The following is a 23752-nucleotide window of genomic DNA, read 5'->3' as shown; positions in this document are numbered from 1 at the left end:
TACGTTACGGCAGTGGCCAATGGGCATACTTGTCTTGTATTAAAGATGGGGCAACCAGACAAATTCTTGCTCATAATGTATCTGCTTCGCTGGAGTTACCCATCGTTGAAATTACACTAAAGAAGCTTATGGAGAACGAGCGAAGCCAAATCAACTCTGAAACTATATTCCATTCCGATCAGGGAATGCATTATACTCATCCAAGGTTTCAGAAACAAGTCAAGGAAGCCGGTTTAAAGCAATCCATGTCTCGAAAAGGTAATTGTTGGGATAATGCTTCTATGGAATCGTTCTTTGGTCATATGAAGGACGAGATTGAATATAACCATTGTAAAACCATAGAAGAACTTCGGAATTTGATTGCAGATTATATGGACAACTACAATTCATCAAGATATCAGTGGACATTAAAAAAGATGACCCCTGACCAGTTCAGGGACCATCTCCTTGCTGCTTAGTTCTTTTTATTAAAATGTCTACGAAACGGGTTACAGTTCAGTTTACGGGTCTCCTTTCTATTAGTTTCGTACCAATTATAATGATCGATTTATTGCGCAACATCATACGAAACGGGAAGTAAATCATCTTAGAGAGGTGAAAAATGAAAGGAAATTCATATTACTGGCGCAAACTCCACTCGCTACTCGGGGTAATTCCTCTCGGAGGTTTTATTCTTGTGCACGTATCGATCAACTTTCAAGCGTTTGAACGCGGACCAGAAGGGTTCGCTAACTATGTGCATTTGATCAACAGTCTGCCGCTTAAGCCGTTGCTTGAGATTTTTGGGATATACCTACCGATTTTGTTTCACGGCATTTATGGACTGTACATGGCCTATCAGTCCAATCTGAACTCCAGACAATACACGTACGGCCGTAACTGGGCGTTCACTCTGCAACGCATTACTGGGGTTCTTACGTTTATCTTCGTTTTCTGGCATTTTTTTAATACTCGTCTTCAAGTTTACTTGGGTAATATTACGCATGAGGAGCTTGGTTCGACGATGCATCAAATTGCTATAAATTCAGTGCTTTTTATCATTTACGTCATCGGCGTATTGTCGGCAGTATTCCATTTCAGCAATGGCCTCTGGGCATTCCTGATCAGTTGGGGCATTACGATTTCACCACGCTCACAAAAAATTTCTTCTTATATTTGTATGGGTGTATTTGTACTTATTTCCTTGCTGTTCTTTCTTTCGCTCGTTGCTTTTACTGGAGATGAATTCAAAATATGAGTAAGGAAGCCATCACCAGAACTTTTCAAAAAATGATGGAATTCAGCAACGCTGAGAAGTTAAGTGCAATTGAAGAGAAGAGTCTCGATCTTGTTCACATCAGGGCGTCGCAAATGAATGGGTGCGGACCTTTGACTCTACCACGGGGTAAACGAGCTCGTTTTCAGGAGGATGATTGGAAATCCCGCATCACGATAGAACATTTACTTGCAATGTCGGCCGGAATTCGGAGAGTGGAATTATTTCGCCCCTATGGTCTTTCACTGTTACGCAACCTCCCCGAACAACCTAAGCAACTGCATTACCAATCATTACGACAGTTTCGTTAGTTGCGTATTGGTAGCGCTTCTGATGGTTCTTTTGCTTTGCATGGATGTTGCAGGACTAGATTCATTTATCGAAACTAATTAATAAGAATACGGTTTGGCATGTTGAGGGTGCTTCGTAGGTTATAATAAGATTATAAGATATCAAGAGAGAAATTGAGGTGAGAAGCTTGGACCGACTTTATGATATGTTACACTTTAACTCGGAGTTTGTAGAGAAGAAGGAATTTGAAAAATATAAAGCATCTAGATTCAAAGATAGAAAGATGGTTGTTATAACTTGTATGGACTCAAGGCTTACCGACCTTCTTCCCCGAGCATTAAATATAAAAGATGGCAATTCCAAAATCATTAAAGATGCTGGAGCGATTGTTTTGCATCCATTTGGCAGTGTTATGCGTAGCGTTATTGTCGCTGTATATGAATTAAATGCCGATGAAGTGTTTGTGGTCGGACATCATGATTGCGGGATGAGCTGTATTGACCCTCGCGAAACCATTAATAAAATGAAGGAGAACGGCATATCTTCCGAAACTATCGACACCCTCGAAAGTTCCGGAATTAATTTGCAACAGTGGCTACACGGTTTTGATAGTGTTGAAGATTCCGTCAAAGGAAGCGTGCAAACTGTCAAGAAACATCCCCTCCTGCCAAAAAAAATTCCAGTTCACGGCCTTGTAATCGACCCGGAAACAGGAAAGTTGGATTTAATAGTTGACGGTTATAAACAGAAGGAATCGTAGGGAAAGCTGATTTGAATGAAGCCTTCCTGGATCACGAAACGTTATTCTGGGGAATACTGAGCTATCGAGAAACTATAGCTCACTGAAGAATACATGGACAGGCACATTAATGAAACAGGGGAACGTGAAATGATTAAAGAGTTAGTGGAAGAAAAAGAATGGCTCGAAGGCTTTCCAGTAATGTATGAATTACGAACCCATCTAAGCCAAAGTACATATCTTGATTTTCTTCGTAATATGAGGGAAGAAGGATATAGAATGTTTGCTTTATATGATAATGACCAAATAGTTGCATTAGCCGGAATAAGCATACTCACGAATTTTTATTTTGGGAAGCATGTATTCGTTTATGACATAGTCACCAAATCTTCAGAGCAATCTAAGGGTTATGGTAAAGAACTACTTGCACATATCCATTATTACGCTAAGGAAAATGGTTGTGGAATTGTGGCTTTGGGATCGGGGTTATCCAATATCGATGCCCATAGGTTCTATGAAACAAAGATGGGTTATGAAAAGCTTGCTTACTCATTTATCAAAGTTCTTTAATCACAAGTTGTATACAGGATATCACTTGGGGCAGTTAATTGACCGGATTCAAAGGTTAACAGACCAACGATTTCAGGTTGTTCATAATGAAATAAATGGGAAAAACTAGAAAGAAATTAATGTTAAAAAGTACTAATGTCATTTGAGTTAGGGGGAAACTAGTGTTATAGATAGGGGCTTGGTTTTACTGATCCAGTAAACAAGCCTCTTTTTTGTGCCATTTATATTTACAACAATATGTGAAAACGACCTTTTATAATACAGATGACGCCAAGTATGATTTACAACTAAGCGAAAGACGGCTAAAGTCGTTATATGCATAGGGATATGTCGTCAAAACGGTAGCGAAGACATCTAGGAATCCGATATGATTACGATGGCATACTAATGAATAAAGTCGGACTGCTGAGAGGATTCTTGGCAGTCCTTTTAGACTTCCAGAAGGGAGAGACATTGGATGGGACTGCGGTTTCCGCATATATCATGGAATTCCATTCGGTTCAAGCTGGTAGCCGGGCTGCTCTTTGTGACAGTTCCTCTCATCACGCTGCTGATCTACAATAATTTCTACAGCATTCATGTCGTACACAATCAGGTGGCGTCGTCAATTAAAAGTTTAATCACTTTGTATCAGGGGCAAATCGATACCCAACTGCAGGATGCGGATCGAAATTTGATCAGCATGGTGACTTCCGATTATAGTGTCCGTTCCATGAATACTCCTAATTCAGAGGACGAATATCAGCTGGCTAAACATAGCGTTTCGGATAAACTGTCTAACGATATTGTTCTGTATAAATCGGTCGATGCTTTTTTTGTGTATTCACAGTCAAGGCAGGATTTGTTGGACGTTTTTAAAGCATCAGTTACATTTCAAGAGAGGGATCATGTCGAGCAATATTTACATCGTTTGCTGAGCCAACGTCCTAATCTCGCTGAGATCCGCAGCAGCAGCTGGTTCGTTCAGAAAATCGGACAAGACTATTACATGTTGCGCGTCATTCAATCGGGTGATCTCTATATCGGGGCATGGGTCAACGCTAAGACGCTGCTCATACCGTTGAATCTAATTAATTTGGGCACCGAAGGGAGCGCTCTTTTTGTAACAAATCAAGGGGAGCTGATGGTCAGCACCAATCCATTACCAGATGAGAATATCGATTTCACGAAAAACTTTCAGCAGTTTTATATGTCGGGAAGCAAGAATAACTTGCTAATTGTCGGGGAGCCCTCGCAAAAAGGTGACTTTAACCTGGTAGCGGTTATTCCGGATAAACAAATTTTACAGAATTTGCCTAGTTTGACGCGTATCATAGAGGTAATTTCACTTGCCTCTATTGTGCTTATACCGATAAGTCTTTTTTTTCTCCGCCACATTCTGCTCGTTCCGCTTAAACGGATGATTGCAGTTATGAGAAGGATCAATGATGGAAACGTGAACGTTCGAATCGAGCCTTATCCGGCCTCTGATGAGTTTCTATTGGTCAATCAAACCTTTAACCGCATGATGTCGCAAATCGAAGAGTTGAAAATCAATGTGTACGAAGAACAGCTTAGCAAGCACCAAGCGGAGCTTCAGCACTTGCAGCTGCAGATTAACCCGCATTTTTTCATGAATTCTTTGAACATCCTGTTTAATCTGGCTCAAGTGAAAAACTACGAATTAATTCAGGAAATGACGTTATGTCTTGTCCAGTATTTCAGATTCATGTTTCGAAGTAATTTGACGTTCGTTACGTTGCGGGAAGAATTGCAGCATGTCCGAAACTATATCCGGATTCAGGAGCTCCGGTTTCCAAACAGCTTAACTTGTACGATCGATTCACCCGATTTCCTGGAAAATATCCCGATCCCCCCCTTGGTGATTCAAACCTTTTTGGAAAATTCCATCAAGCACAGTGTCACGCTGGAGGAACCCGTGGATATTTCCGTTGCCATCGATTTGATGGAAACCGGACTGGAGCCCTATATCGAAATCATCATTCGCGATACTGGCAAAGGATTTTTGGAGGATGTATTAGCCGAGATTCGTTCTGGAAACCGCGTGGTCGACGAACAAGGCGAGCATATTGGTATATGGAACGTTCGTAAGCGATTGCAACTGTTATATGGAGAGCATGCGGCCATATCCTGTTACAATGGTTTCCCTAGCGGCGCTGTTATAGAAATCAAGCTTCCATATCAATCGGAAAGATAGGAAAGGGGTTCCCTAGTATGCTTCAATTATTGATTGTAGATGATGAAATTCATGCTGTTGAAGGAGTCCGGTCGGGAGTCGAGTGGCAGAAGCTTGGTATAACCGCAGTATTCTCGGCTTTTACCGTAAAACAAGCGAAAGAGCTGTTCGAAAATGAGCGAATCGATATTATGCTCTGCGATATCGAGATGCCGCAAGTATCGGGACTGGAACTGGCGGAATGGGTTATGGAACGATATCCGAGCACGGCGATGATTTTCTTGACCTGTCATGCTGATTTCAAATATGCCCAACAAGCTCTCCAGTTAGGGAGTCTGGACTACATTCTTAAGCCGATTCCTTTCGATGAGTTGGAAAAAACGATCCTCAAAGCGGTCGAGAAAATCAATAAAGAATCGGAATTAGCCCAATTCAGCCAATATGGCCAATTCTGGTTCCAACATCAACCAATGCTGATTGAGCGGTTCTGGCTGGATATCATCAACCAGACGATACCGCCCAGAGCAGAGTCGGTAAGTCGAGCCGCGGCGGATCGCAACATTCCTTATGCCGAAAAAATGACATTTGTCCCGGTGCTAATTAGCATGCAGAGATGGCACAAGCATGTGACGATGCGCGAAGAGAAGATATTGGAATATGCTCTAACAAATACGGCTGAGGAAATCATTCTGGGGAACAAAAAAAACGGACAAATTATAACGTTAAACAGCGGAAGATTGCTAGCTATCTTATCTGCCGAAAGTTATTCCGACATCGAGCTGTTGTTGAAACAATCTTGCGAACGTTACATTGACGCCTGCAGGAAGTATTTTTACTGCGATCTTTCCTGTTATATTGGTGAAAAAGTACACGGTCACGAAATGTTTGAGGTGGTAAAACGACTTGGTGAAAATGAGAAAAACAACGTGGCCTATAACAATAAGATTTTCCTGCTTTCCGGGGATCAATTACAACCTGTTATTAGACAGCTCCCCGACATGAGCACGTGGTCTATTATGCTGAAGGAGGGGGAGTTCGCTAAAGTATTGGAAGAAGCAACCTCTTTTTTGGATCTATTGTTGCGGCAGAATGGCTTGGATGCAAACCTGCTCCGTCAATTTTACCAGGATTTTCAGCAAGCGATGTATTATATGCTCCAGATGAAAGGTATTCAAGCTCACCAATTGTTTAGCGATACCATCTCGCTGGAGTTTTCCGCAAACGCGACCCGCTCAGTAACCGATCTGATCGCATGGATGAATCACGTTGTAAGCAAAGCGATGGAGTATGTGAACACAGTTGAACAATCCTTCAGTGTTGTCCAAAGAGTTATTAGTTACATTAAGCAGCATATTGCAGAAGACTTGTCGAGGGAAGAGATTGCGAATCACGTGTTTTTGAATCCGGACTATTTGACCCGGATCTTTAAAAAGGAAACGGGCATGGCCGTATCGGATTATCTGTTTCACGAACGGCTCAAGCTTGCCCAGGAACTGCTCGCGAAAACCGATATGCCGGTCAGCGCCGTGGCATCGCATATCGGGTATGCGAATTTCTCCCATTTCTCCAGGATGTTCAAGAAGCATACCAACCTGAATCCGATTGAATACCGCCAACTGCACCAACCAGTTCAAAGTGAAAGGTAGTCGGCAAATGCACAGCGAAAAGTCGTGAGCGGAGCAGAGCCGAATCTGCAGCAAAAGTAAAATAAAGATATGCTTGCTGAAGATTTCGAGTATCGCAAACAGTTTCAGTAGGCAAACGCCAAATAGTAAATGGGGGAGTACTATGAAGAAGAGATTCATGTCGGCAAGCGCACTCATTATAGGGTCTATGCTTGTTCTATCCGCTTGCAGCAACAATAGTGGAGATACGGCGCCAGCAGCCGGGGATAAAACGGCAAAGCCGGAGGAAAAACCGACGGAACTGACTGTTGCTTACCCGATTTTCGGTGCAGTGCCTAAGGAGTTGTCCTTGGTGCAGGATTCCATTAATCAAATCGCACAGAAGAAGATCAATGCTACTGTGAAATTGACGCCGATCAGCATGGGGAACTGGGAGCAACAAGTTAACCTGATGCTGAGCAGCAGCGAAAAGCTGGATTTAATGTTTGTATCAGGCACCGGCTACAGCAGCTATGTTTCAAAAGGTCAAATTGTTGCCCTTAGCAAACTGCTCGAACAGCATGGCCAAGGGATTTCAAAAGCGATGGATTCGTCCTATCTCAATGCAGCCAAAATTGCTGGATCCATCTACGCTATTCCTACCATCCGCGACTTTGCCTCTTATAATGGTCTGACAATGCGGAAGGATTTGGTCGATAAGTATCAAATTGATGTCAGTAAAATTCGTACGCTAGACGATGTGGAGGCCACATTGAAAATGATCAAGGAGAAAGAGCCGGATGTGACGCCGCTGATTCCAGGCAGTATCGGCAGAACGATGCTCGATTCGTACCGTACGTTTGACATGCTGGGGGATTCACTTGGTGTTCTTCCGAATTTTGATAATAATCTCAAAGTAGCCAATTTGTACGAAACGGATGAATATGCTCAGTTTATTAAAAAGATGAGAAAATGGTACACATCTGGCTTGATTCTGAAAGATGCCGCAACGAATAAAACTTCTCAGTTTGATTTGATCAAGTCGAACCGCGGATTTGCCTATTTCTCCAATATGAAGCCAGGGTTTGAACAGCAAGAAACGAAGAGCAGCGGTGTGCCTATGGTTACGGCAAGCTTGCTTCAGCCTGTTTCTACAACTACGAACGTCACAGGTGTCATGTGGGGGATACCAATTAACTCCAAAACACCGGGAAAAGCGATGGATTTCCTGAACCTTATGTATGCTGACAAAGATATCGTCAACCTGTTCGATTGGGGTATAGAAGGGAAACACTATGTCAAATCGGATAACGTCATCGACTACCCTCAAGGCGTTGACGCCAAAACCTCGGGCTACAGCCTGAATATGGGATATATGTTCGGTAATCAATTCCTATCCCATGTATTTAAGGGTGACGATCCAAAAATTTGGGAGAAGATGGATCAATTCAACAAATCCGCATTAAAGTCGAAGGCGCTGGGCTTTACGTTCGATGCAAATCCGGTCAAGGCTGAATATGCCGCGGTAACCAACGTGGTTACGCAGTACAAGCTTCCTCTTGAGACTGGGAGTGTCGATCCGGACAAAATCTTGCCAGAGTTTATCTCCAAGCTGAAATCCGCCGGAATTGACAAAATAATTGCAGAGAAGCAAAAACAGCTCGACGAATGGGCGAAAAGCAGTAAATAATTCTTTTCGACTCCTATTCATTTGCCCCGGTCAACATCTCAGTTGACCGGGGAATTTTTTGACAGGGATCGAGTCATCTCAATCGACACCGAAAGGGGTAATTATATGCTAAATATCATGCCATTAAACGATCAATGGACATTCACGAAAAAGAATAATCCCACCTACGTACTTGAGTCCATACAAGACGGCGAGTCTGTCACACTGCCTCATTCCTGGAACGATACCGATGGTCAAGGCGGTAGCGAACAGTACTATCGGGGGCAGTGCTGGTATCAGCGGATTGTGGACATTTCCCAAGAGGATTTGACAAAATACATCTACTTGGAAATCGGAGCCGCTGGGAATATGGGTCATGTTTATGTAAATGGCAGCTTGGCCGGGGACAGCCGGTGCGGATATGCCATGTTTAGAGTCCCTTTAACCCCTTACTTGAAAGAGGGAGAAAATCTTATCGCCATTATGGTTGATAACAGCTACGACAATACGGTGTTCCCTCTAATGGCGGACTTCACCTTCTATGGCGGTTTGTACAGGGAAGTGAAGCTACTTATCATGGACGATATTCATTTTGACGTCATGGACAACGGACGGGATGGTGTCTATTTGACGCAGCAGAAAATTACCCCAGAAACGTTTGAATTGGCCGTCCATGGTCAAATCGTGAATGAATCCTCTGTCTCCAAAGAGGGAGTCCTTAAGATACTGCTCAAGGATGAAGCAGGAAGAACAGTCATGGAGGCAAACTCAGAGCTTGTTCTTGAAAATGAAGCAAAATTCAGTATAAGAAGCGAAATTGCAGATCCGATTCTTTGGGACGGCGTAGATCAACCCTATCTTTATACGGTAGAGGTATCCGTCGTCATTGAGGGACAAGTCTGCGATTCTCGGCATGTCGCGATAGGATTTAGGACGGTTGAAGCAACGACGGAACAAGGCTTGCTCTTGAATGGCAAACCAGTCAAGATAAACGGCGTATGCCGTCATCAGGACTTCGCCGGTGTAGGCAATGCTATTACGAAAATGCATATGGATGAAGATATGGCCTTGATCCGGGAAATCGGAGCGAACAGCCTTCGTCTTGCCCATTACCAGCATGATGACTATTTTTACAGCTTATGCGACCGTTACGGACTGTTGGTATGGGCAGAAATTCCATTTATCAGCATTCCTTCCACCAAGGACCCGGAAAATCATAATGCGGAAGAACAGCTGGAAAAGCTTATTAAGCAGGCCTATAATCATTGTTCTATCTATTGTTGGGGTGTCCAAAATGAGATTACAATTGCCGTAGAGACGGAGCAAACCTATAAGACTATCAGAAAACTGGAGGCTCTGGCCAAAAAGTTTGACCCTAGTCGCTTAACAGTTCAAGCTAATATTAACGGTGTCGAGAATGAAAGTATTATAAATAGCTTTACTGACCTGATCGGATACAATTTATACTACGGCTGGTATTATGGTGAAATCAAAGACTTGCAAGATCGCCTTGATGAGTTTCATCAAGCTCAACCTAAAATCCCTGTATTCGTATCCGAATATGGGGTAGATACGAATCCCAAGTACCATTCTTATACGCCTGGGGTCCAAGATTATACGGAGGAATACCAGCTGTTATTTCATCACAATGCCTTGGAAACCTTCGATAAGCGATCGTTTGTAGTAGGCGGTTATGTATGGAACATGTTTGATTTCGGCAGCGCAAACAGAAATGAAGGCGGTGAAACAGGAAAGAACTTGAAGGGACTTGTTACCATTGACCGGAAACTCAAGAAGGACGCCTTTTATCTTTATAAAGCTAACTGGTCTAAGGTTCCTTTCGTTCATTTAGCCGGCCGACGATTTGTGAATAGGCACCAAGAGCTCAATGATATTGTGATCCTGTCTAATTTGCACGATGTTAAAGTTTATTTAAATCATACCCTTCTTACCGAAATTAAGAGCGGCGCACCGATGAAAATCATAAAGGATGTTCCATTGATCGCAGGGGAGAATGATGTAAAAGTCGAAGCTGCGGATGAATTTGGCGTCATCCATACGGATGAGATTGTGCTTCATCATGCAGCGGAAATAGACCAAAGTTATATCCATGTTAAACCGGAAAAAGCAAAAAATGTCGTCAACTGGTTCGAAAAATTTGATCTATCCAATGCTGAGCCTATCGAATTGAAAGATGGATACTATTCTACATTTGACACGATTGAAGACCTCTATAGCAATGAAGAGGCGAAAGCGGTATATCTTAAATACTTTGGAGATATGGCCAATAATCCGTTCTTTGAGGTGATGAGAGGGGTTATGTCCATTCAGAAAATGTCCCAACTGGTGCAATTTAATATTGTCCCGGAATTGTTGGCAGTCATTAACAAAGAACTGAATGCGATAAAAAAATGATTACTGTATTGTCCCTGTCAACTTTGCCTGTTGACAGGGACAATTTTGTGAATCAAAGGTGGAAGGCTAGTCGGCAAAGTGCAAACCAGAAGTCGTAGAAACGGTAGTGGGACGAACAGGATTTCATTACTATGAGAGTACAGCAAGATACCATACACCGCGATAGAAATGGAAAGGGGAACTTTCGGAATGACAAAACGTACGCATAGCAATGCCAGGAAGAGAATTTGGAAATACAGCCCGCTCTATCTAATGATGCTTCCGGGAATTGCATACTTGATCATCAATAATTATTTACCAATGTTCGGTCTCACGATTGCTTTCAAGGACATCAATTTTGCTAAAGGAATATGGGGGTCTGATTGGGTTGGTTTTCAGAATTTCAAGTTTCTGTTCCAAACATCTGACGCTTACATGATTACCCGCAATACGATTCTTTATAACGCAGCTTTTATTGTGATCGGCCTCGTCGTTGCAGTTGGCTTCGCCATTCTGCTGAACGAAATCAAGAGCAAGTTTGCGTCCCGTCTGTATCAAAGCATTATCATTCTACCATTTCTGATTTCGATGGTATTGGTCAGTTATCTCGTATTTTCGATGCTGAGCATCGAGAGCGGATTCATGAATAAGACGCTCCTGCCGGCGCTGGGCATCGAGCCGATTTCTTGGTACAACGAGCCGAAATACTGGCCGGCTATTCTGACCTTGGTCCATACCTGGAAGGGTGCAGGGTACGCATGTATCATTTACCTGGCTGCAATCATCGGCATTGATCCGGAATATTACGAAGCGGCGAAGCTGGACGGGGCATCTAAGTGGCAGCAAATTCGTACGATTACGATACCGCTGATCACTCCCGTAATCATCATGCTGACGCTCCTGGCGATCGGGCGCATTTTCTACTCAGACTTCGGCCTGTTCTATCAAGTCCCGATGAATGCAGGAGCCCTCTTCAGTACTACGAACGTCATCGATACGTACGTGTTCCGCGGTCTATTGCAGCTTGGTAACATCGGCATGTCATCAGCCGCTGGCTTCTATCAATCGATAGTCGGATTCGTGCTCGTTATCGTTTCCAACTATGTTGTTCGAAAAGTCAACAAAGAGAACGCACTGTTCTAAGGGGGATATACATGAATAATGAAAATCGTGTTTGGCAGTGGGCCGCACATCTTGTGATGATCTTGTTTTCACTCAGTTGCCTGCTTCCGTTTGTTCTTTTGACAATGTCGTCCATAACGGACGAAAAGACAATCCTGCAGAATGGGTATTCTTTTTTTCCAAAACAGTTTAGTTTAAACGCATACGAATATTTGTGGCAGCAATCATCGCTCGTTTTTAACGCTTACGGGATTACAATTCTCATAACCATAATAGGGACAACGGTAAGTCTATTAATCACATCGCTGCTCGCTTATCCTTTATCGCGTCGCGATTTGCCGGGCGGAACATTCTTCGCCTTTCTGCTGTTTTTCACTTTGTTGTTCAATGGCGGCCTTGTTCCAACGTACTTGATTTATACACAACTATTCCATATCAAGAATACGCTGTGGGCGTTGATTGTTCCGGGACTTTTAATGAATGGCTTTAACGTGCTCCTCATGCGAACGTTCTTTATGACGACAATTCCGGTTCCGGTATTGGAATCGGCCAGCATCGACGGTGCAAGCGAATTTAAAATGTATTACAAAATTGTACTCCCCCTCTCGCTGCCGATTCTGGCCACCGTCGGCTTGTTTCAGGGATTGGCTTACTGGAATGACTGGAATAACGGATTAATTTATGTTACCAACCCCAAATTGTTCAGTCTACAGAACGTACTCAACCGGATTATGAGCGACATCCAGTTCTTGGCTAGTAACAGCGAGATCGGCTCGCAAGCTGGGGAGAGCATTGCACAGCTACCGAGCGAAACATTCCGCATGGCGATTGCTGTGATTGCCGTGATCCCGGTTCTGATCGCATATCCGTTCTTCCAGAAATACTTCGTCAAAGGCATGACCATTGGTGCTGTTAAAGGTTGATTTCATTACATTAGGAGGGTAACTATGAAAAGAAATATTCAAGAATTGATTTCACAAATGACTTTGGAAGAGAAAGCCTCTCTCTGCTCGGGGCTTGACTTTTGGCATACGAAAGGGATTGAGCGGCTCGGCATTCCGTCCGTCATGATGACGGATGGGCCTCATGGACTTCGTAAGCAGCGCGCGTCGGCAGATAATTTGGGACTGTTCGATAGCGTTCCTGCTACGTGCTTCCCATCTGCAGCGGGGCTTGCTTCTTCGTGGGATCGTGAGCTGATCGGCAAGGTCGGTGTAGCGCTAGGGGAAGAGTGTCAGGCTGAAGACGTCGCCATTTTGCTTGGCCCCGGCGCCAATATCAAGAGATCGCCGCTCTGCGGGCGCAATTTCGAATATTTTTCGGAGGATCCGTATTTGTCATCTGAAATGGCTGCTGCTCATATTCAAGGGGTACAGAGCCAAGGCGTGGGCACGTCGCTAAAGCATTTCGCGGTAAATAATCAGGAACACCGTCGGATGACGACTAATGCGGTCGTCGACGAGCGAACGCTGAGGGAGATTTATTTGGCCAGCTTCGAAGGAGCAGTTAAGAAAGGTCAGCCGTGGACGGTCATGTGCGCCTATAACCAACTTAACGGCGAGTACTGTGCGGAAAATGAGCGTCTGCTTACGGACATTTTGAAAGACGAATGGGGACATGAGGGGTTTGTCGTTTCCGACTGGGGCGCAGTGAACGAGCGTGCAGACGGTTTGGCTACAGGTCTTGAGCTGGAAATGCCATCAAGTAACGGCGCCGGTGACCGTAAAATCGTCGAAGCGGTGAAAAGCGGCAGGCTGTCAGAGAAAAAGCTTGATGCGGCTGTTGAACGGATACTGAACATCGTCTTCAAGGCGATCGACAGCAAGAAATCGGAAGCTTCCTATGATCCGGAGGCGCATCATATTCTAGCACGGGAAGTTGCGCGTGAAAGCATGGTTCTGCTGAAAAACGATGATGGCATCTTGCCATTGCCGAAGTCCGGCAAGATTGCCGTCATCGGGCAACTTGCCAAGCAGCCGAGATATCAAGGCGGAGGTAGCTCGCATATTAAGCCAACCAAGCTCGAGGATATCAGCGAGGAGCTTGCCAAATCGGCGGGAAGCGGTGCGGAGATTGCGTATTCCCAGGGCTATGAGTTGAACGGAGACCAAACGAATCCACAGCTTTTGAAGGAAGCGATCAAGCTTGCAGAAGATGCATCGGTCGTTATACTCTTCGTCGGATTGCCGGAACGTTATGAATCTGAAGGGTTCGACCGTGAACATATGAATCTACCAGTCAATCAATCGGAGCTGATCGAAGCGGTGACGGCAGTGCAGAAACGGACCGTGCTCGTGCTAAGCAATGGAGCTCCGGTGGAAATGCCTTGGATCGGCGGCGTAAAGGCTGTGCTCGAGGCTTACTTGGGAGGACAAGCGCTGGGTGGAGCGATTGCGGATCTGCTGTTCGGTGATGCCAATCCTTGCGGTAAGCTGGCCGAGACGTTCCCTGTTCAGTTGAGCGACAATTCGTCTTATTTGAATTTCCCGGGTGATGGAGACCTTGTGGAATATAAGGAAGGGATCTACGTAGGTTACCGCTATTATGACAAGAAAAAGCTTCGGCCACTGTTCCCATTTGGTCACGGGCTTAGCTATACAACTTTTGAATACAGCGGACTTGTGCTGGACAAAGATGAGATGGACGACACCGATACGGTCAACGTCTCGGTCAATATAAAAAATACCGGCAGCAGAGTTGGTAAAGAGACCGTGCAGCTTTATGTGCGGGATGTGCATAGCAGCGTGTCCCGCCCGGAGAAGGAACTGAAAGGATTCGTCAAAGTAGCGCTTAAGCCTGGAGAAGAGAAAACCGTCACCTTTAGGCTTGACAAGAGATCCTTTGCTTATTTCAACGTCGAAATGAATAATTGGCATGTTGAGACAGGCGAGTTCGAGATTCTGGTCGGAAAATCTTCAGCGGATATCGTACTTAAGAGGACAATGCGAGTGAATTCGACAATAACGATAGCGAAGACGTATACCCGAAATTCAACAGTCGGCGATCTGATGGAGAATCCGCAAGCTGCTTCAATCGTAGGGGATTTGCTGAAGCATTCGCCGTTCGGCTCTTCTAACCAAGAAGGGGAAGGGATGTCAGAACTGATGGCCGCATTCCTGAAATATTTGCCGATTCGCGGTTTAGTTGCATTTAGCGGAGGCGGACTTACGGATGAGTCTCTTGATTCATTGCTCGAGCGGCTGAATCAGGCAAACTTCATACCAAATGTGGTGAAATAGTAGGTTGTAGACAGATATTTGTAAGAAGTACTTCAAAACACATTTGTCAACCAACAGTGCAAGCATCGCGACTTTCGGATGAACAGGACAATAAAGTCTTGAAGTAAAAAGGCGTTCACTTAATGTAGTGAATGCCTCTTTTTATATGGGGGCCGGCTGGCAGCACCTTCAGCGAAGGAAGTAAAACAAGCCATGCCAACCGTTGAAAAAGACTTTCACAATTCTATGACGATATGGCGAGAGGCTTGCGTTATTTTGTCGCTTAAAGTCGGAATGAGCGATTGAAGCAGCGGTATAGGACACTCTTCTCCGGCATATATTTCAAACGACGATACCACAGGGGGGGGCTAACATGATGAGAATATACATCGCTCACGATGGAGATACGCTGCGGACAATCGCACAAAAAACAAATTCCTCGTTAGAAGCGATTGTATCTTTAAATCCGGCAATAACCGGCTCCAATGAGAATTTGGCCGGCTTGCAAGTCCGTCTCCCTTCATCCGAGGCGTCAGACAAACCGAAGATCAATTTGCCTATGTGCCCTCCATTCCCAATCCAAGCATCTCCGAATGCGGAATGGATACCGCTGACCTCGCTTGAGGACATGCAGAGAACGGAATACGATGTTCTCATCGTAGGTACGGGAGCCGGCGGCGGTGCCGCGCTCTGGAGGCTGATCCAGCAAATGGGCGCAAATGGAAAAAAGATCGGTGTCCTTGAACGCGGCGATCTTGCCGTTCCGACACATGCGAGAAATATCGCGACCATGGATGGATTACGGTTGAATCAATACAAGCAGAAATTGTCTACGTTCATACCCGGCTACGTTTCGGCGCAGGTTTATGCTTTCGGCGGCAGAACCTTGTTCTGGGGGACAACAAGCCCGCGAATGTCCGTTTCCGAGCTTGCGAAATGGCCAGTTCCAATAGAAGAAATGAACAATTACTATACCATTGCGGAGAAGGTCATGAACGTAACTGGAAATTTCACCAAAAGTGCGTTATTGACACAGATGCTATTGAACCGGCTGCAGAGCAACGGATTTTCCGATGCAATAGACGAACCGATGGCCGTCAATCTTGAGCCCGTCAATCAGAATGGAGTCATAAATTCCAACCCGTTTTTCAGCTCTATCTTATTTTTTGCTCAGGCTTTAAACGCTCCCTTTGATTTGGCGGTTAACGCCCGGGTTGTCAAGGTGCTGACGGAACAAAACCGGGCTGTTGGCGTTCAGGCGGTAACTCCGGACAAACGATCGTATGTCGTTAAGGCCAAGCATATCGTATTGGCGGCAAGCACGTTCGGCACGTCACAAATTTTATTAAATTCGGACCTTAAAGGGCACGCAATCGGCCATTATTTTACGAATCATTCCCGGGTGGATGGAATTGGAATAATAAACCGCCAGGAATTTCCGGAGGTGCTGGGACCGCTTCATATTTTGATGCCGGGTAAGAAGGAGCGTCCTTATCAAATACAAATCTTCGGACCCGGAAGCTTCTCCTGGGACCAATATCAAGTGCAGCCACTTCAGCGGGAGTGGTGGTGTATTTTTGCCGCTTCGGGCGAGGTAGAATCCAGATACGAGAATCATGTATTTCTAGACCCTGAAGATCGCGACCAAGACGGCATTCCCAAGCTCAAATTGCAGTTCTCTTACAGTGAAAGAGATGGATCCGTCATCGAACAAATGGCAGAGGGTATAAAGAGAGCGGCCTCTGCGATGCAAATACCGCTGGTTCCTGGCGGCGGCCATTCCCTTTGCCTGTCGCCTCCCGGTACAGACTCTCATGAAATGGGGACCTGCCGGATGGGGGAGAATCCTTATACATCCGGCACCAACCTTTATGGTCAAATCCACGGAATAAAGGGACTTTATGTGGCGGACGGCAGCGTCATTCCGACAAGCGGAACCGCCAATATTACACTGACAATTGTGGCGCTAGCCATCCGTACTACCGATGCGATTATTCGGCTGCTGAAGTAACGTCTGAAAGCAGTGTTCCTTTACCCTATGATAATGAGACGAAACAAATACAAGACTACTTGCCTTCTAGTGAAAGGCGGGTAGTCTTGTTTATTCTGATTTGCTTATATTGGCTAGAGAAAATAGCGATGCTTTTCAAATGTTTGTAAATTTGTAATACCACACAAATGTTCGTGTTTGAAGGGATAGAAACACAAATCGCCAGGGAGTAAGGATTCTGGTGATTTGTGGATTACCCGTGTGTACCTACAGGTTTTCGGGCTCAACGAAGTGGACAAGTGGCCGCCAAAAAGAGAATGTAGGTCGATCGCCTTTCGCCTGATTGTGAGGAAAGATGAGGGCGATCAAGCTTGGGTCAATATGGTTTGATTATGAAACAAGGCATCAAAGTAGCCATTTTGACGACCAACCGTAGATATCCGTAATAATCGGCCCCACGTCTTTTCCTTTTTCCGTCAATTCATATTCTACTCTGGGCGGAACTTCGGGATAAATCGTCCGGGTGACCATGCCAGCGGCTTCAAGCTCTTTTAACCGCTCCGAGAGTAGACGGCCGCTGACCTCTGTATCTCCTTCAAGTTGACAGAAACGTTTCGGTCCGGAAAGCAGCTGAAGCAAAATGGTAATTGTCCATTTTTTCCCTAATATATCCATTGCTTGAGTAACGATGCATTTCCTAGGTTCTTGCATAACGGATCATCCCTCTAATTTGATTAAGTTTAATATTATTATTATACCACAATTAATTACTTGTAATAACTAAGTTACTATTGTATATTTAGGTTATTAAAAGTAACTATTGGAATCGAGATCAAGTTTTTATAAAACCAGTACTTACTTTATGGAATATCATTACAAATAATTGTTAACGAAGGAGAGGACAGTATTACTATGAACAAAGGGTTAATCATTGCAGGCAGGGCAGTTCTTGTGGTCGTGGGATTGTTCTTTATGATGAACGGTTATTTCAAGGTATCGGGAGCCGAGCAGGCGGTTACCATGTTTCGAGGCTACGAATATGCCGATTGGTTCCGCGTATTCATCGGCATCATTGAGCTTGCCGGAGGACTCGCTTTGATGTTCCGGAAAACCTTCTTCTATGCCTCCGCTTTGTTGGCGGTCGTTCTGGTCGGCGCGGCAGGGACACATATCACACACGGCGAAATGGCCATGCTCCCGATGCCTCTTGTGCTGATTGTTATCCTGGCCATCGCTTTTGTAAGGAGAAGGTCGCTGCAACAGGCTTCCGCCCGGCAATAAATCAGGAGGTGTTCACTCATATGGTTCCAGCTTTATTTATCGGTCACGGTTCGCCTATGCTGGGCGTGCAAACAAATGACTATTCGCGGTTCCTTGGGGAATTGGGCCAACGCTTCAAGCCTAAGGCGATTGTGATTTTCAGCGCCCACTGGGAAAGCGAGACGCTCACGCTGACGTACACGGATGGCATTCTCGATACGATCTATGACTTTTACGGGTTTCCGGATGAGTTGTATCAGGTGAAATATCCGGCAAAGGGCTCTGTCGCAATTGCGGAAATCCTAGAGGATCGCTTCAAGCACAATGGCATTCAAACGAAAAGAGAACAAAAGAGAGGCCTGGATCATGGTTCTTGGGTAGCCTTGAAGCACATGTATCCGAACGCCGATATCCCTGTCGTTCAATTGTCCGTACACCCTTTTTTGACGCCAAAGGAACAATATCGTATTGGCAGGGTGCTGCAAGGGCTTGGAGCTGAAAATATTTTAGTCGTCGGAAGCGGGCATACGGTGCATAATCTGCGCTGGCTTTTCCTGAATGCATCGGAGCCGAAAGCCGAAGCGGTGCAATTTGACGACTGGATCATTGATAAGGTGAAAGAGCGGGATATCGATTCACTGGATCGCTATACAGAGCTCGCCCCGCACGCGCGGCTGGCGGTTCCCAGGCCGGAGCACTTTGTACCGCTCTTCCTTGCCATGGGCAGCGGAGACGAGGATAAAGCTCCGGTCGTCCTTCATCGATCGTATGAGGTTGGCACCTTTAGTAATTTGTGCTTCGAATTTTGATTGCGGGGGCTCTTGCCTCCAAACTGGTTACATGAGGAGCTGGAACTATGCTAATGACGAAAATGCTAGACCCGGGGGTCGTTTCTCTTCTGCAAGGAAAAGTACAATTAATCGAAACCGGCGAGGGAGCCATCTATCTTGCCGGACCCATTAAATTGCCGATTAACCTGATGGGGGAAACCGTTCAGTTCAACTGGTATTGCTGGCTGAATTCCCGTGAGGCGACGGACGATATTGAGCTCATGATCGCCAAGCTGTCAGAAGGCAATTTGGCGGAATTTCAACAATCGAGCGTATTAGTTTACGGGGATTTTCAAAATGCCGACAGCGCCTTGATTCGGTTTCACTCCATCTGCCATACCGGCGATATTTTCGGCAGCAAGCGTTGCGATTGCGGCTACCAGCTGGAGCAATCACTGAAGCATATTGCCGAGCACGGCTCTGGCGCGCTATTTTATTTGGCCAATCATGAAGGTAGAGGTATTGGCCTCTTCAGTAAAGCCCTCGCCTATATACTTCAGGAAAACGGGTACGATACTGTCGATGCGAACCTGAAGCTTGGATTCATGGATGACGCTAGGGATTACAGCGATGCTATTCAGGTATTGAAATCCCTTCGGTCAAAACCAGTCACGCTGATTACGAATAACCCGCGGAAACTCGAAGCACTCTCGAAAGCCGGATTGGACGTAAATGAACGGGTTCAACTTTGGGGGGACGTGTCTGAGTACAACGAAAAATATTTGAAGACGAAGATTGACCGTGCCGGTCACTTACAATGAAGGCGATTATCCGTTTTTCGGGTACTTTTATAATGGAAATGGAACGGCTTTAACAACAGTTATTTGTGAAATATTTATTGTCGATACGAAAGGAAATGAACGAATATGAAACCTGATTATCAAGCATTATTCGAGGAATTGACTTTGAGAAGCGGTGTCAAGCTAAAAAATCGTCTAACGATGGCGCCGATGACGACTATGTCCGCGAATCCGGACGATAGCGTCTCGGATGCGGAAATCCGTTACTATGCCAGAAGGTCCGGGGGAGTCGGCATGGTCATCACTGCATGCGCTTATGTCTCTTTGAACGGCAAGGGGTTTCCGGGTGAAATTTCCGTGCATGACGACACATTCATTCCAGGCTTGAAACGTCTTGCGGCGGCCATTAAGGAAAAAGGCGCGAAGGCTGTGCTGCAAATTTTTCACGGCGGCCGGATGTGCCCGGCAGAATTCGTGCCTGACGGCGAAGTTGTAAGCGCGAGCGTGGTTCCTCCCGCTGAAGGCTTAGGTCTCGGGACTATGAAAGCGCCAAGGCCGCTTTCGAATGAAGAGATCGAAGGGATCATCCGGGATTTTGGCGAAGCGACGAGAAGAGCCGTCGAAGCCGGCTTCGATGGGGTCGAGATTCACGGAGCCAACGGCTATTTGCTTCAACAATTTTTCTCGCCGTATACAAACCACCGCGAAGACCGCTGGGGAGGGAACGTGGAGAATCGATTACGTTTCCCGATGGCGATTCTGGACGAAGTCAAGCGGACGGTTCATGCGCATGCCGTGGCGCCGTTCCTTGTCGGATACCGCTTTTCCCCGGAAGAGCCGGAAACGCCGGGCATTACGATGGCGGAAACGAACGCGCTAATCGATGCGCTGGCGGATAAAGGGCTGGATTACCTTCACGTTTCCCTGAACGATTTCTGGTCGGCTCCGAGACGCGGGACGGAGGATACCCGTTCTCGAATGGAAATCATACAGGAACGAGTAGGTGCTAAAGTCCCCGTCATGGGTGTCGGCGCCATTCGAACCCCCGAAGAAGCCGCAAAGGCGTTGCAAACGGGTGTATCGCTTATTGCGATTGGCCGCGAGCTTGTCGTAGATCCGGACTGGTCGGAAAAAACGCTGGAAGGACGGGAAGCCGAAATCGCAACGACGCTGACGAGAGATGATCAACAAAAGCTGGTCGTTCCCGACCCGATGTGGCAAACGATCCTGCATGTTCCCGGCTGGTTTCCCCTCGCTGAATAAACCCGTTTCAGCTACTGCAAAGACGGCAGGTTTATAATAAAACCTACAACTTGAGGGGAGCATACCTGAAGGTGTCGCCCAAACAGAAGAAGTTTCATGAGGAAGACAGATTCGTACGATTTTCCGAAGCATTTAGTTACTGTATTTAGAGTGAAATAAGTACAAAATGAAAGAGGCTATCACGGTTCAACCCGCGGATAGCCTCTGTTTTGTTTCGCTAATTTTGATTGACGATCCTGACACCGAAGATTCTGCCGGCGGATTTACCTTGGACTGAAGCAAACTTCACTTCCACCTTCCGTTTTCCTTCCGTCAAGACGATCGGAATATCGTAGTAAACCTCGAAAAGTTGATCCGGCTTATCTGCCTGCAGCTGCTGGTTCGCGATCACCGTTTCATCGATCAGAATCGCAAATTCCCGTTCGTATTGAATTCCATTAAAGTCAAGCTCTTTATCACTGCCAAAATAAGTGATCTGCAAATACATCGGCTTATTCGGCTCCACGGCCATTTCATAGCTGAAGAAGCCCTCGCCAATACATTCGCGCCAGCCTCTGCTCGCGCCGTAGAAATATCCGGAGTTCGAATTCTCCGTTCGGAGCTTATGCTCGACCTCCGGCTGCTGTTCGTTTGGCTGAACGAAGTCGACCGTAATCGCTCTAAGTCTATCAATCTCTTCCTTTTCCTTGTCCCTGTAGGTCTTGTAGGATTCCTCATCCATCAATTTCCAATATAACGTGTAACGCTGATGGTGCAGCTCATAATACGGGATTAGGGTCACCTTGACATTGCCCGGTTGTCCCACCGCATCGGTTTCAAATGTCAACGGTGAGCCTTCCACCGGTTTGATCCATTGCTTGACGTCTTCCTTGGCAGCGACGAGGGTAGGGACCTCGATGAGCGGATGGTGATGCAGCTTCATATGGTCATCAAGAATGTCGGTTTCCGGAAAATTCTCAGTTCCGAGTGCTCCTGAGAGCGCAATGGGACCGTACCTAAACCCGACTTTGCAGGGATCGTCCTTGGAAGTATAGACGTGAAGCTCCATCGGAAGCGCAATCTCAATGACATCGCCGGCGGTCCATGCCCGTTCAATGGATAAATAGCCGCTCTCGGATCGGGAATACGTTTCCTTGCCGTTCACGACAGCCGTGACTGCTCCCGATACCCAATAAGGAATGCGGATGTGGAGCGTTACGACAGACTTGTCGGCTTCTTCAAAAATAAGCTTCGTGCGGTCCGTCCGCGGAAAATCGGTCTCCTGCCTGAGCTTGATATGCTTGTCCTCAAGCCGGATTTCAGAAGCGATGAACAGATTCACGTACAATTCGTCCTGCTCCCGGTAATAAATCTGTCTTGTATAACGAGCGGGATTCTCCATCCCAGTGCCGGTACAGCACCAGAAGGATTGATCCGGCGTGCAGTACACCTTGAAATGTCCAGGCTCCGTGGCTATAAAATAGGTTTTCATCCCGCTATCCGGATCTTGGGAGGCCAATATGTGATTGTACAGTGCATTCTCATAGAAATCCATATATTCGGCATCGTGGGACCAACGGAATAAATGCTCGCTAAGCTTTAACATGTTATAAGTGTTGCACGTTTCCAGCGTCTCGACACCGAGTTTCTCCGAATTGACCGGTCCGAAATGTTCGTTGTTGCTGTTGCCGCCAATGATGTAAGAACGGTTTCTCGTGACTTCGTTCCAGAAGAAAAGCGCCATTTTTTTATAAGTTTCATCCCCGGTAATCTCGTAAAGCTTGGCTGCCCCGATCACCTTCGGAATTTGCGTGTTGGCGTGTTTGCCCTCAAGCTCATCCACTCCTCTGGCCAGTGGCTCAAGGATAGCCTGATGGCAGAACCGGATCGCAAGCTCCAAATAGTCCTTGTTGCCTGTTATGAGATAGAGATCGGCCATCGCTTCGTTCATGCCGCCGTGCTCGCAGATGAGCATCCGTTGGAATTGCTCGTCATTCAGCTTGTCCGTGCCCTTCTTCGCCCAGTCTGACAGCTTGATCACAACCTCAAGGGCTTTCCCGTTCCCGGCCAGAAGATAAGCATCGATTAGTCCCGCATAGATCTTGTGGATACTGTACCATGGTACCCACTGACCCCCAAGACTGAAGTGTGCGACTTCAAAATCTCCCGCAAACGTCTTATCGAAGCACTCACGGGGAAAACCGCTGACATAGCCGTCCGGATCGTAGGACTGGATATGAGCAAGTTCATTTACCGCATATTCAAGCTTTTCCAGCAGCTTCCCGTCTCGAGTAACTGCATACATCGCGGAAACGGCCGACAGCCAGTGCCCAATGGAATGACCGGAAATTCCCCTGGATTCCCAACCTCCATAGCGCGGCTTCTTCGGGGTTTGGGAAACGGCTTCATAGCAAGGTGAAACAAGCCTGTCGATATCCAGATAAAGCAGATACTCGTTCCCCTTCTCCTGCGATGCTTTATATATTCCATCCAGCAGATTTACGTTTAGCATTGTTTTCATTATTTATGCCTCCTTCATATTGATTCCTGTTTCTGCAACCAGCTTGATTACGGCATCATACACTCTTCAGATTACCTTCAAACGACCGGGTTGGTAAATGGCAAAACGATCGAATTAGTGTAAAAAAGTCA

The 23752-nt window shown here is 46.0% G+C and carries 19 protein-coding genes; 17 read left to right on the top strand and 2 right to left on the bottom strand.

Annotation, left to right across the window (positions count from 1 at the left end; translation table 11 throughout):
* From AC58P7_RS25205 to AC58P7_RS25145, 13 genes are all read left to right on the top strand, one after another.
* A partial coding sequence (locus tag AC58P7_RS25205; RefSeq protein ID WP_497347844.1) for an IS3 family transposase occupies positions 1-458 on the top strand: 458 nt, incomplete at its 5' end.
* Positions 459-601: 143 nt separating this feature from the next.
* Positions 602-1237: a succinate dehydrogenase cytochrome b558 subunit gene (locus AC58P7_RS25200; RefSeq protein WP_497347843.1), complete on the top strand. Its 636-nt coding sequence runs from the start codon at positions 602-604 to the stop codon at positions 1235-1237.
* The gene (locus tag AC58P7_RS25195) at positions 1234-1566 is read left to right on the top strand and encodes a hypothetical protein (RefSeq protein ID WP_497347841.1); all 333 of its coding nucleotides are present in this window, start codon (positions 1234-1236) and stop codon (positions 1564-1566) included. Before AC58P7_RS25200 ends, AC58P7_RS25195 begins: the two co-directional genes overlap by 4 nt.
* 167 nt (positions 1567-1733) lie before the next feature.
* Positions 1734-2306, top strand: a complete 573-nt coding sequence (locus AC58P7_RS25190) for a beta-class carbonic anhydrase (RefSeq protein WP_497347839.1) — start codon at positions 1734-1736, stop codon at positions 2304-2306.
* 129 nt (positions 2307-2435) lie between these two features.
* Entirely contained in the window at positions 2436-2855 is a 420-nt protein-coding gene (locus tag AC58P7_RS25185) for a GNAT family N-acetyltransferase (RefSeq protein WP_497347837.1), read from the top strand.
* Positions 2856-3312: 457 nt separating this feature from the next.
* Positions 3313-5052, top strand: coding sequence for a sensor histidine kinase (locus AC58P7_RS25180; protein ID WP_497347835.1), 1740 nt, complete (start codon positions 3313-3315; stop codon positions 5050-5052).
* A 17-nt stretch (positions 5053-5069) separates the two neighbouring features.
* Positions 5070-6677: a response regulator gene (locus AC58P7_RS25175; protein WP_497347834.1), complete on the top strand. Its 1608-nt coding sequence runs from the start codon at positions 5070-5072 to the stop codon at positions 6675-6677.
* 142 nt (positions 6678-6819) lie between these two features.
* Positions 6820-8325 carry an ABC transporter substrate-binding protein gene (locus AC58P7_RS25170; RefSeq protein ID WP_497347832.1) on the top strand — a complete coding sequence of 502 codons (1506 nt, stop codon included), beginning with the start codon at positions 6820-6822 and terminating at the stop codon, positions 8323-8325.
* 117 nt (positions 8326-8442) lie between these two features.
* Positions 8443-10719: a glycoside hydrolase family 2 protein gene (locus AC58P7_RS25165; protein WP_497347830.1), complete on the top strand. Its 2277-nt coding sequence runs from the start codon at positions 8443-8445 to the stop codon at positions 10717-10719.
* Between the two features lie 189 nt (positions 10720-10908).
* Positions 10909-11841 carry an ABC transporter permease gene (locus tag AC58P7_RS25160; protein ID WP_497347828.1) on the top strand — a complete coding sequence of 311 codons (933 nt, stop codon included), beginning with the start codon at positions 10909-10911 and terminating at the stop codon, positions 11839-11841.
* Positions 11842-11852: 11 nt separating this feature from the next.
* Positions 11853-12743, top strand: a complete 891-nt coding sequence (locus tag AC58P7_RS25155; protein ID WP_497347826.1) for a carbohydrate ABC transporter permease — start codon at positions 11853-11855, stop codon at positions 12741-12743.
* 24 nt (positions 12744-12767) lie between these two features.
* Positions 12768-15059, top strand: a complete 2292-nt coding sequence (locus AC58P7_RS25150) for a beta-glucosidase (protein ID WP_497347824.1) — start codon at positions 12768-12770, stop codon at positions 15057-15059.
* Positions 15060-15411: 352 nt separating this feature from the next.
* On the top strand, positions 15412-17049 hold the full coding sequence (locus AC58P7_RS25145) for a GMC oxidoreductase (RefSeq protein ID WP_497347822.1): 1638 nt from the start codon (positions 15412-15414) through the stop codon (positions 17047-17049).
* A 384-nt stretch (positions 17050-17433) separates the two neighbouring features.
* Here AC58P7_RS25145 and AC58P7_RS25140 read toward each other — a convergent pair whose 3' ends face one another.
* Positions 17434-17739, bottom strand: a complete 306-nt coding sequence (locus tag AC58P7_RS25140) for a winged helix-turn-helix transcriptional regulator (RefSeq protein WP_497347820.1) — start codon at positions 17737-17739, stop codon at positions 17434-17436.
* 201 nt (positions 17740-17940) lie between these two features.
* On the opposite strand from AC58P7_RS25140, the gene AC58P7_RS25135 reads away from it, so the two are divergent.
* From AC58P7_RS25135 to AC58P7_RS25120, 4 genes are all read left to right on the top strand, one after another.
* Positions 17941-18309: a DoxX family protein gene (locus AC58P7_RS25135; protein WP_497347818.1), complete on the top strand. Its 369-nt coding sequence runs from the start codon at positions 17941-17943 to the stop codon at positions 18307-18309.
* A 20-nt stretch (positions 18310-18329) separates the two neighbouring features.
* Positions 18330-19097, top strand: coding sequence for a DODA-type extradiol aromatic ring-opening family dioxygenase (locus AC58P7_RS25130; protein ID WP_497347816.1), 768 nt, complete (start codon positions 18330-18332; stop codon positions 19095-19097).
* Between the two features lie 47 nt (positions 19098-19144).
* Positions 19145-19879 (top strand): GTP cyclohydrolase II, encoded by a 735-nt coding sequence (locus AC58P7_RS25125; protein WP_497347814.1) that lies wholly within the window; start codon positions 19145-19147, stop codon positions 19877-19879.
* Between the two features lie 105 nt (positions 19880-19984).
* The gene (locus AC58P7_RS25120) at positions 19985-21121 is read left to right on the top strand and encodes an NADH-dependent flavin oxidoreductase (protein ID WP_497347812.1); all 1137 of its coding nucleotides are present in this window, start codon (positions 19985-19987) and stop codon (positions 21119-21121) included.
* 217 nt (positions 21122-21338) lie between these two features.
* Here AC58P7_RS25120 and AC58P7_RS25115 read toward each other — a convergent pair whose 3' ends face one another.
* Positions 21339-23612 (bottom strand): beta-L-arabinofuranosidase domain-containing protein, encoded by a 2274-nt coding sequence (locus tag AC58P7_RS25115; protein ID WP_497347856.1) that lies wholly within the window; start codon positions 23610-23612, stop codon positions 21339-21341.
* Positions 23613-23752 lie beyond the last annotated feature (140 nt).

Source organism: Paenibacillus sp. J22FR5, from assembly GCF_059691975.1.
The sequence above is the reverse complement of the archived record's forward strand: the minus strand, read 5'-3'. Positions and strand labels throughout refer to the sequence as shown.

Bases quoted from the DNA above. Each gene is read 5' to 3' on its own strand.
- AC58P7_RS25200 (WP_497347843.1), top strand. From the start codon at position 602: ATGAAAGGAAATTCATATTACTGGCGCAAACTCCACTCGCTACTCGGG.
- AC58P7_RS25195 (WP_497347841.1), top strand. From the start codon at position 1,234: ATGAGTAAGGAAGCCATCACCAGAACTTTTCAAAAAATGATGGAATTC.
- AC58P7_RS25185 (WP_497347837.1), top strand. From the start codon at position 2,436: ATGATTAAAGAGTTAGTGGAAGAAAAAGAATGGCTCGAAGGCTTTCCA.
- AC58P7_RS25180 (WP_497347835.1), top strand. From the start codon at position 3,313: ATGGGACTGCGGTTTCCGCATATATCATGGAATTCCATTCGGTTCAAG.
- AC58P7_RS25175 (WP_497347834.1), top strand. From the start codon at position 5,070: ATGCTTCAATTATTGATTGTAGATGATGAAATTCATGCTGTTGAAGGA.
- AC58P7_RS25170 (WP_497347832.1), top strand. From the start codon at position 6,820: ATGAAGAAGAGATTCATGTCGGCAAGCGCACTCATTATAGGGTCTATG.
- AC58P7_RS25165 (WP_497347830.1), top strand. From the start codon at position 8,443: ATGCCATTAAACGATCAATGGACATTCACGAAAAAGAATAATCCCACC.
- AC58P7_RS25160 (WP_497347828.1), top strand. From the start codon at position 10,909: ATGACAAAACGTACGCATAGCAATGCCAGGAAGAGAATTTGGAAATAC.
- AC58P7_RS25155 (WP_497347826.1), top strand. From the start codon at position 11,853: ATGAATAATGAAAATCGTGTTTGGCAGTGGGCCGCACATCTTGTGATG.
- AC58P7_RS25150 (WP_497347824.1), top strand. From the start codon at position 12,768: ATGAAAAGAAATATTCAAGAATTGATTTCACAAATGACTTTGGAAGAG.
- AC58P7_RS25145 (WP_497347822.1), top strand. From the start codon at position 15,412: ATGATGAGAATATACATCGCTCACGATGGAGATACGCTGCGGACAATC.
- AC58P7_RS25140 (WP_497347820.1), bottom strand. From the start codon at position 17,739: ATGCAAGAACCTAGGAAATGCATCGTTACTCAAGCAATGGATATATTA.
- AC58P7_RS25135 (WP_497347818.1), top strand. From the start codon at position 17,941: ATGAACAAAGGGTTAATCATTGCAGGCAGGGCAGTTCTTGTGGTCGTG.
- AC58P7_RS25130 (WP_497347816.1), top strand. From the start codon at position 18,330: ATGGTTCCAGCTTTATTTATCGGTCACGGTTCGCCTATGCTGGGCGTG.
- AC58P7_RS25125 (WP_497347814.1), top strand. From the start codon at position 19,145: ATGCTAATGACGAAAATGCTAGACCCGGGGGTCGTTTCTCTTCTGCAA.
- AC58P7_RS25120 (WP_497347812.1), top strand. From the start codon at position 19,985: ATGAAACCTGATTATCAAGCATTATTCGAGGAATTGACTTTGAGAAGC.
- AC58P7_RS25115 (WP_497347856.1), bottom strand. From the start codon at position 23,612: ATGCTAAACGTAAATCTGCTGGATGGAATATATAAAGCATCGCAGGAG.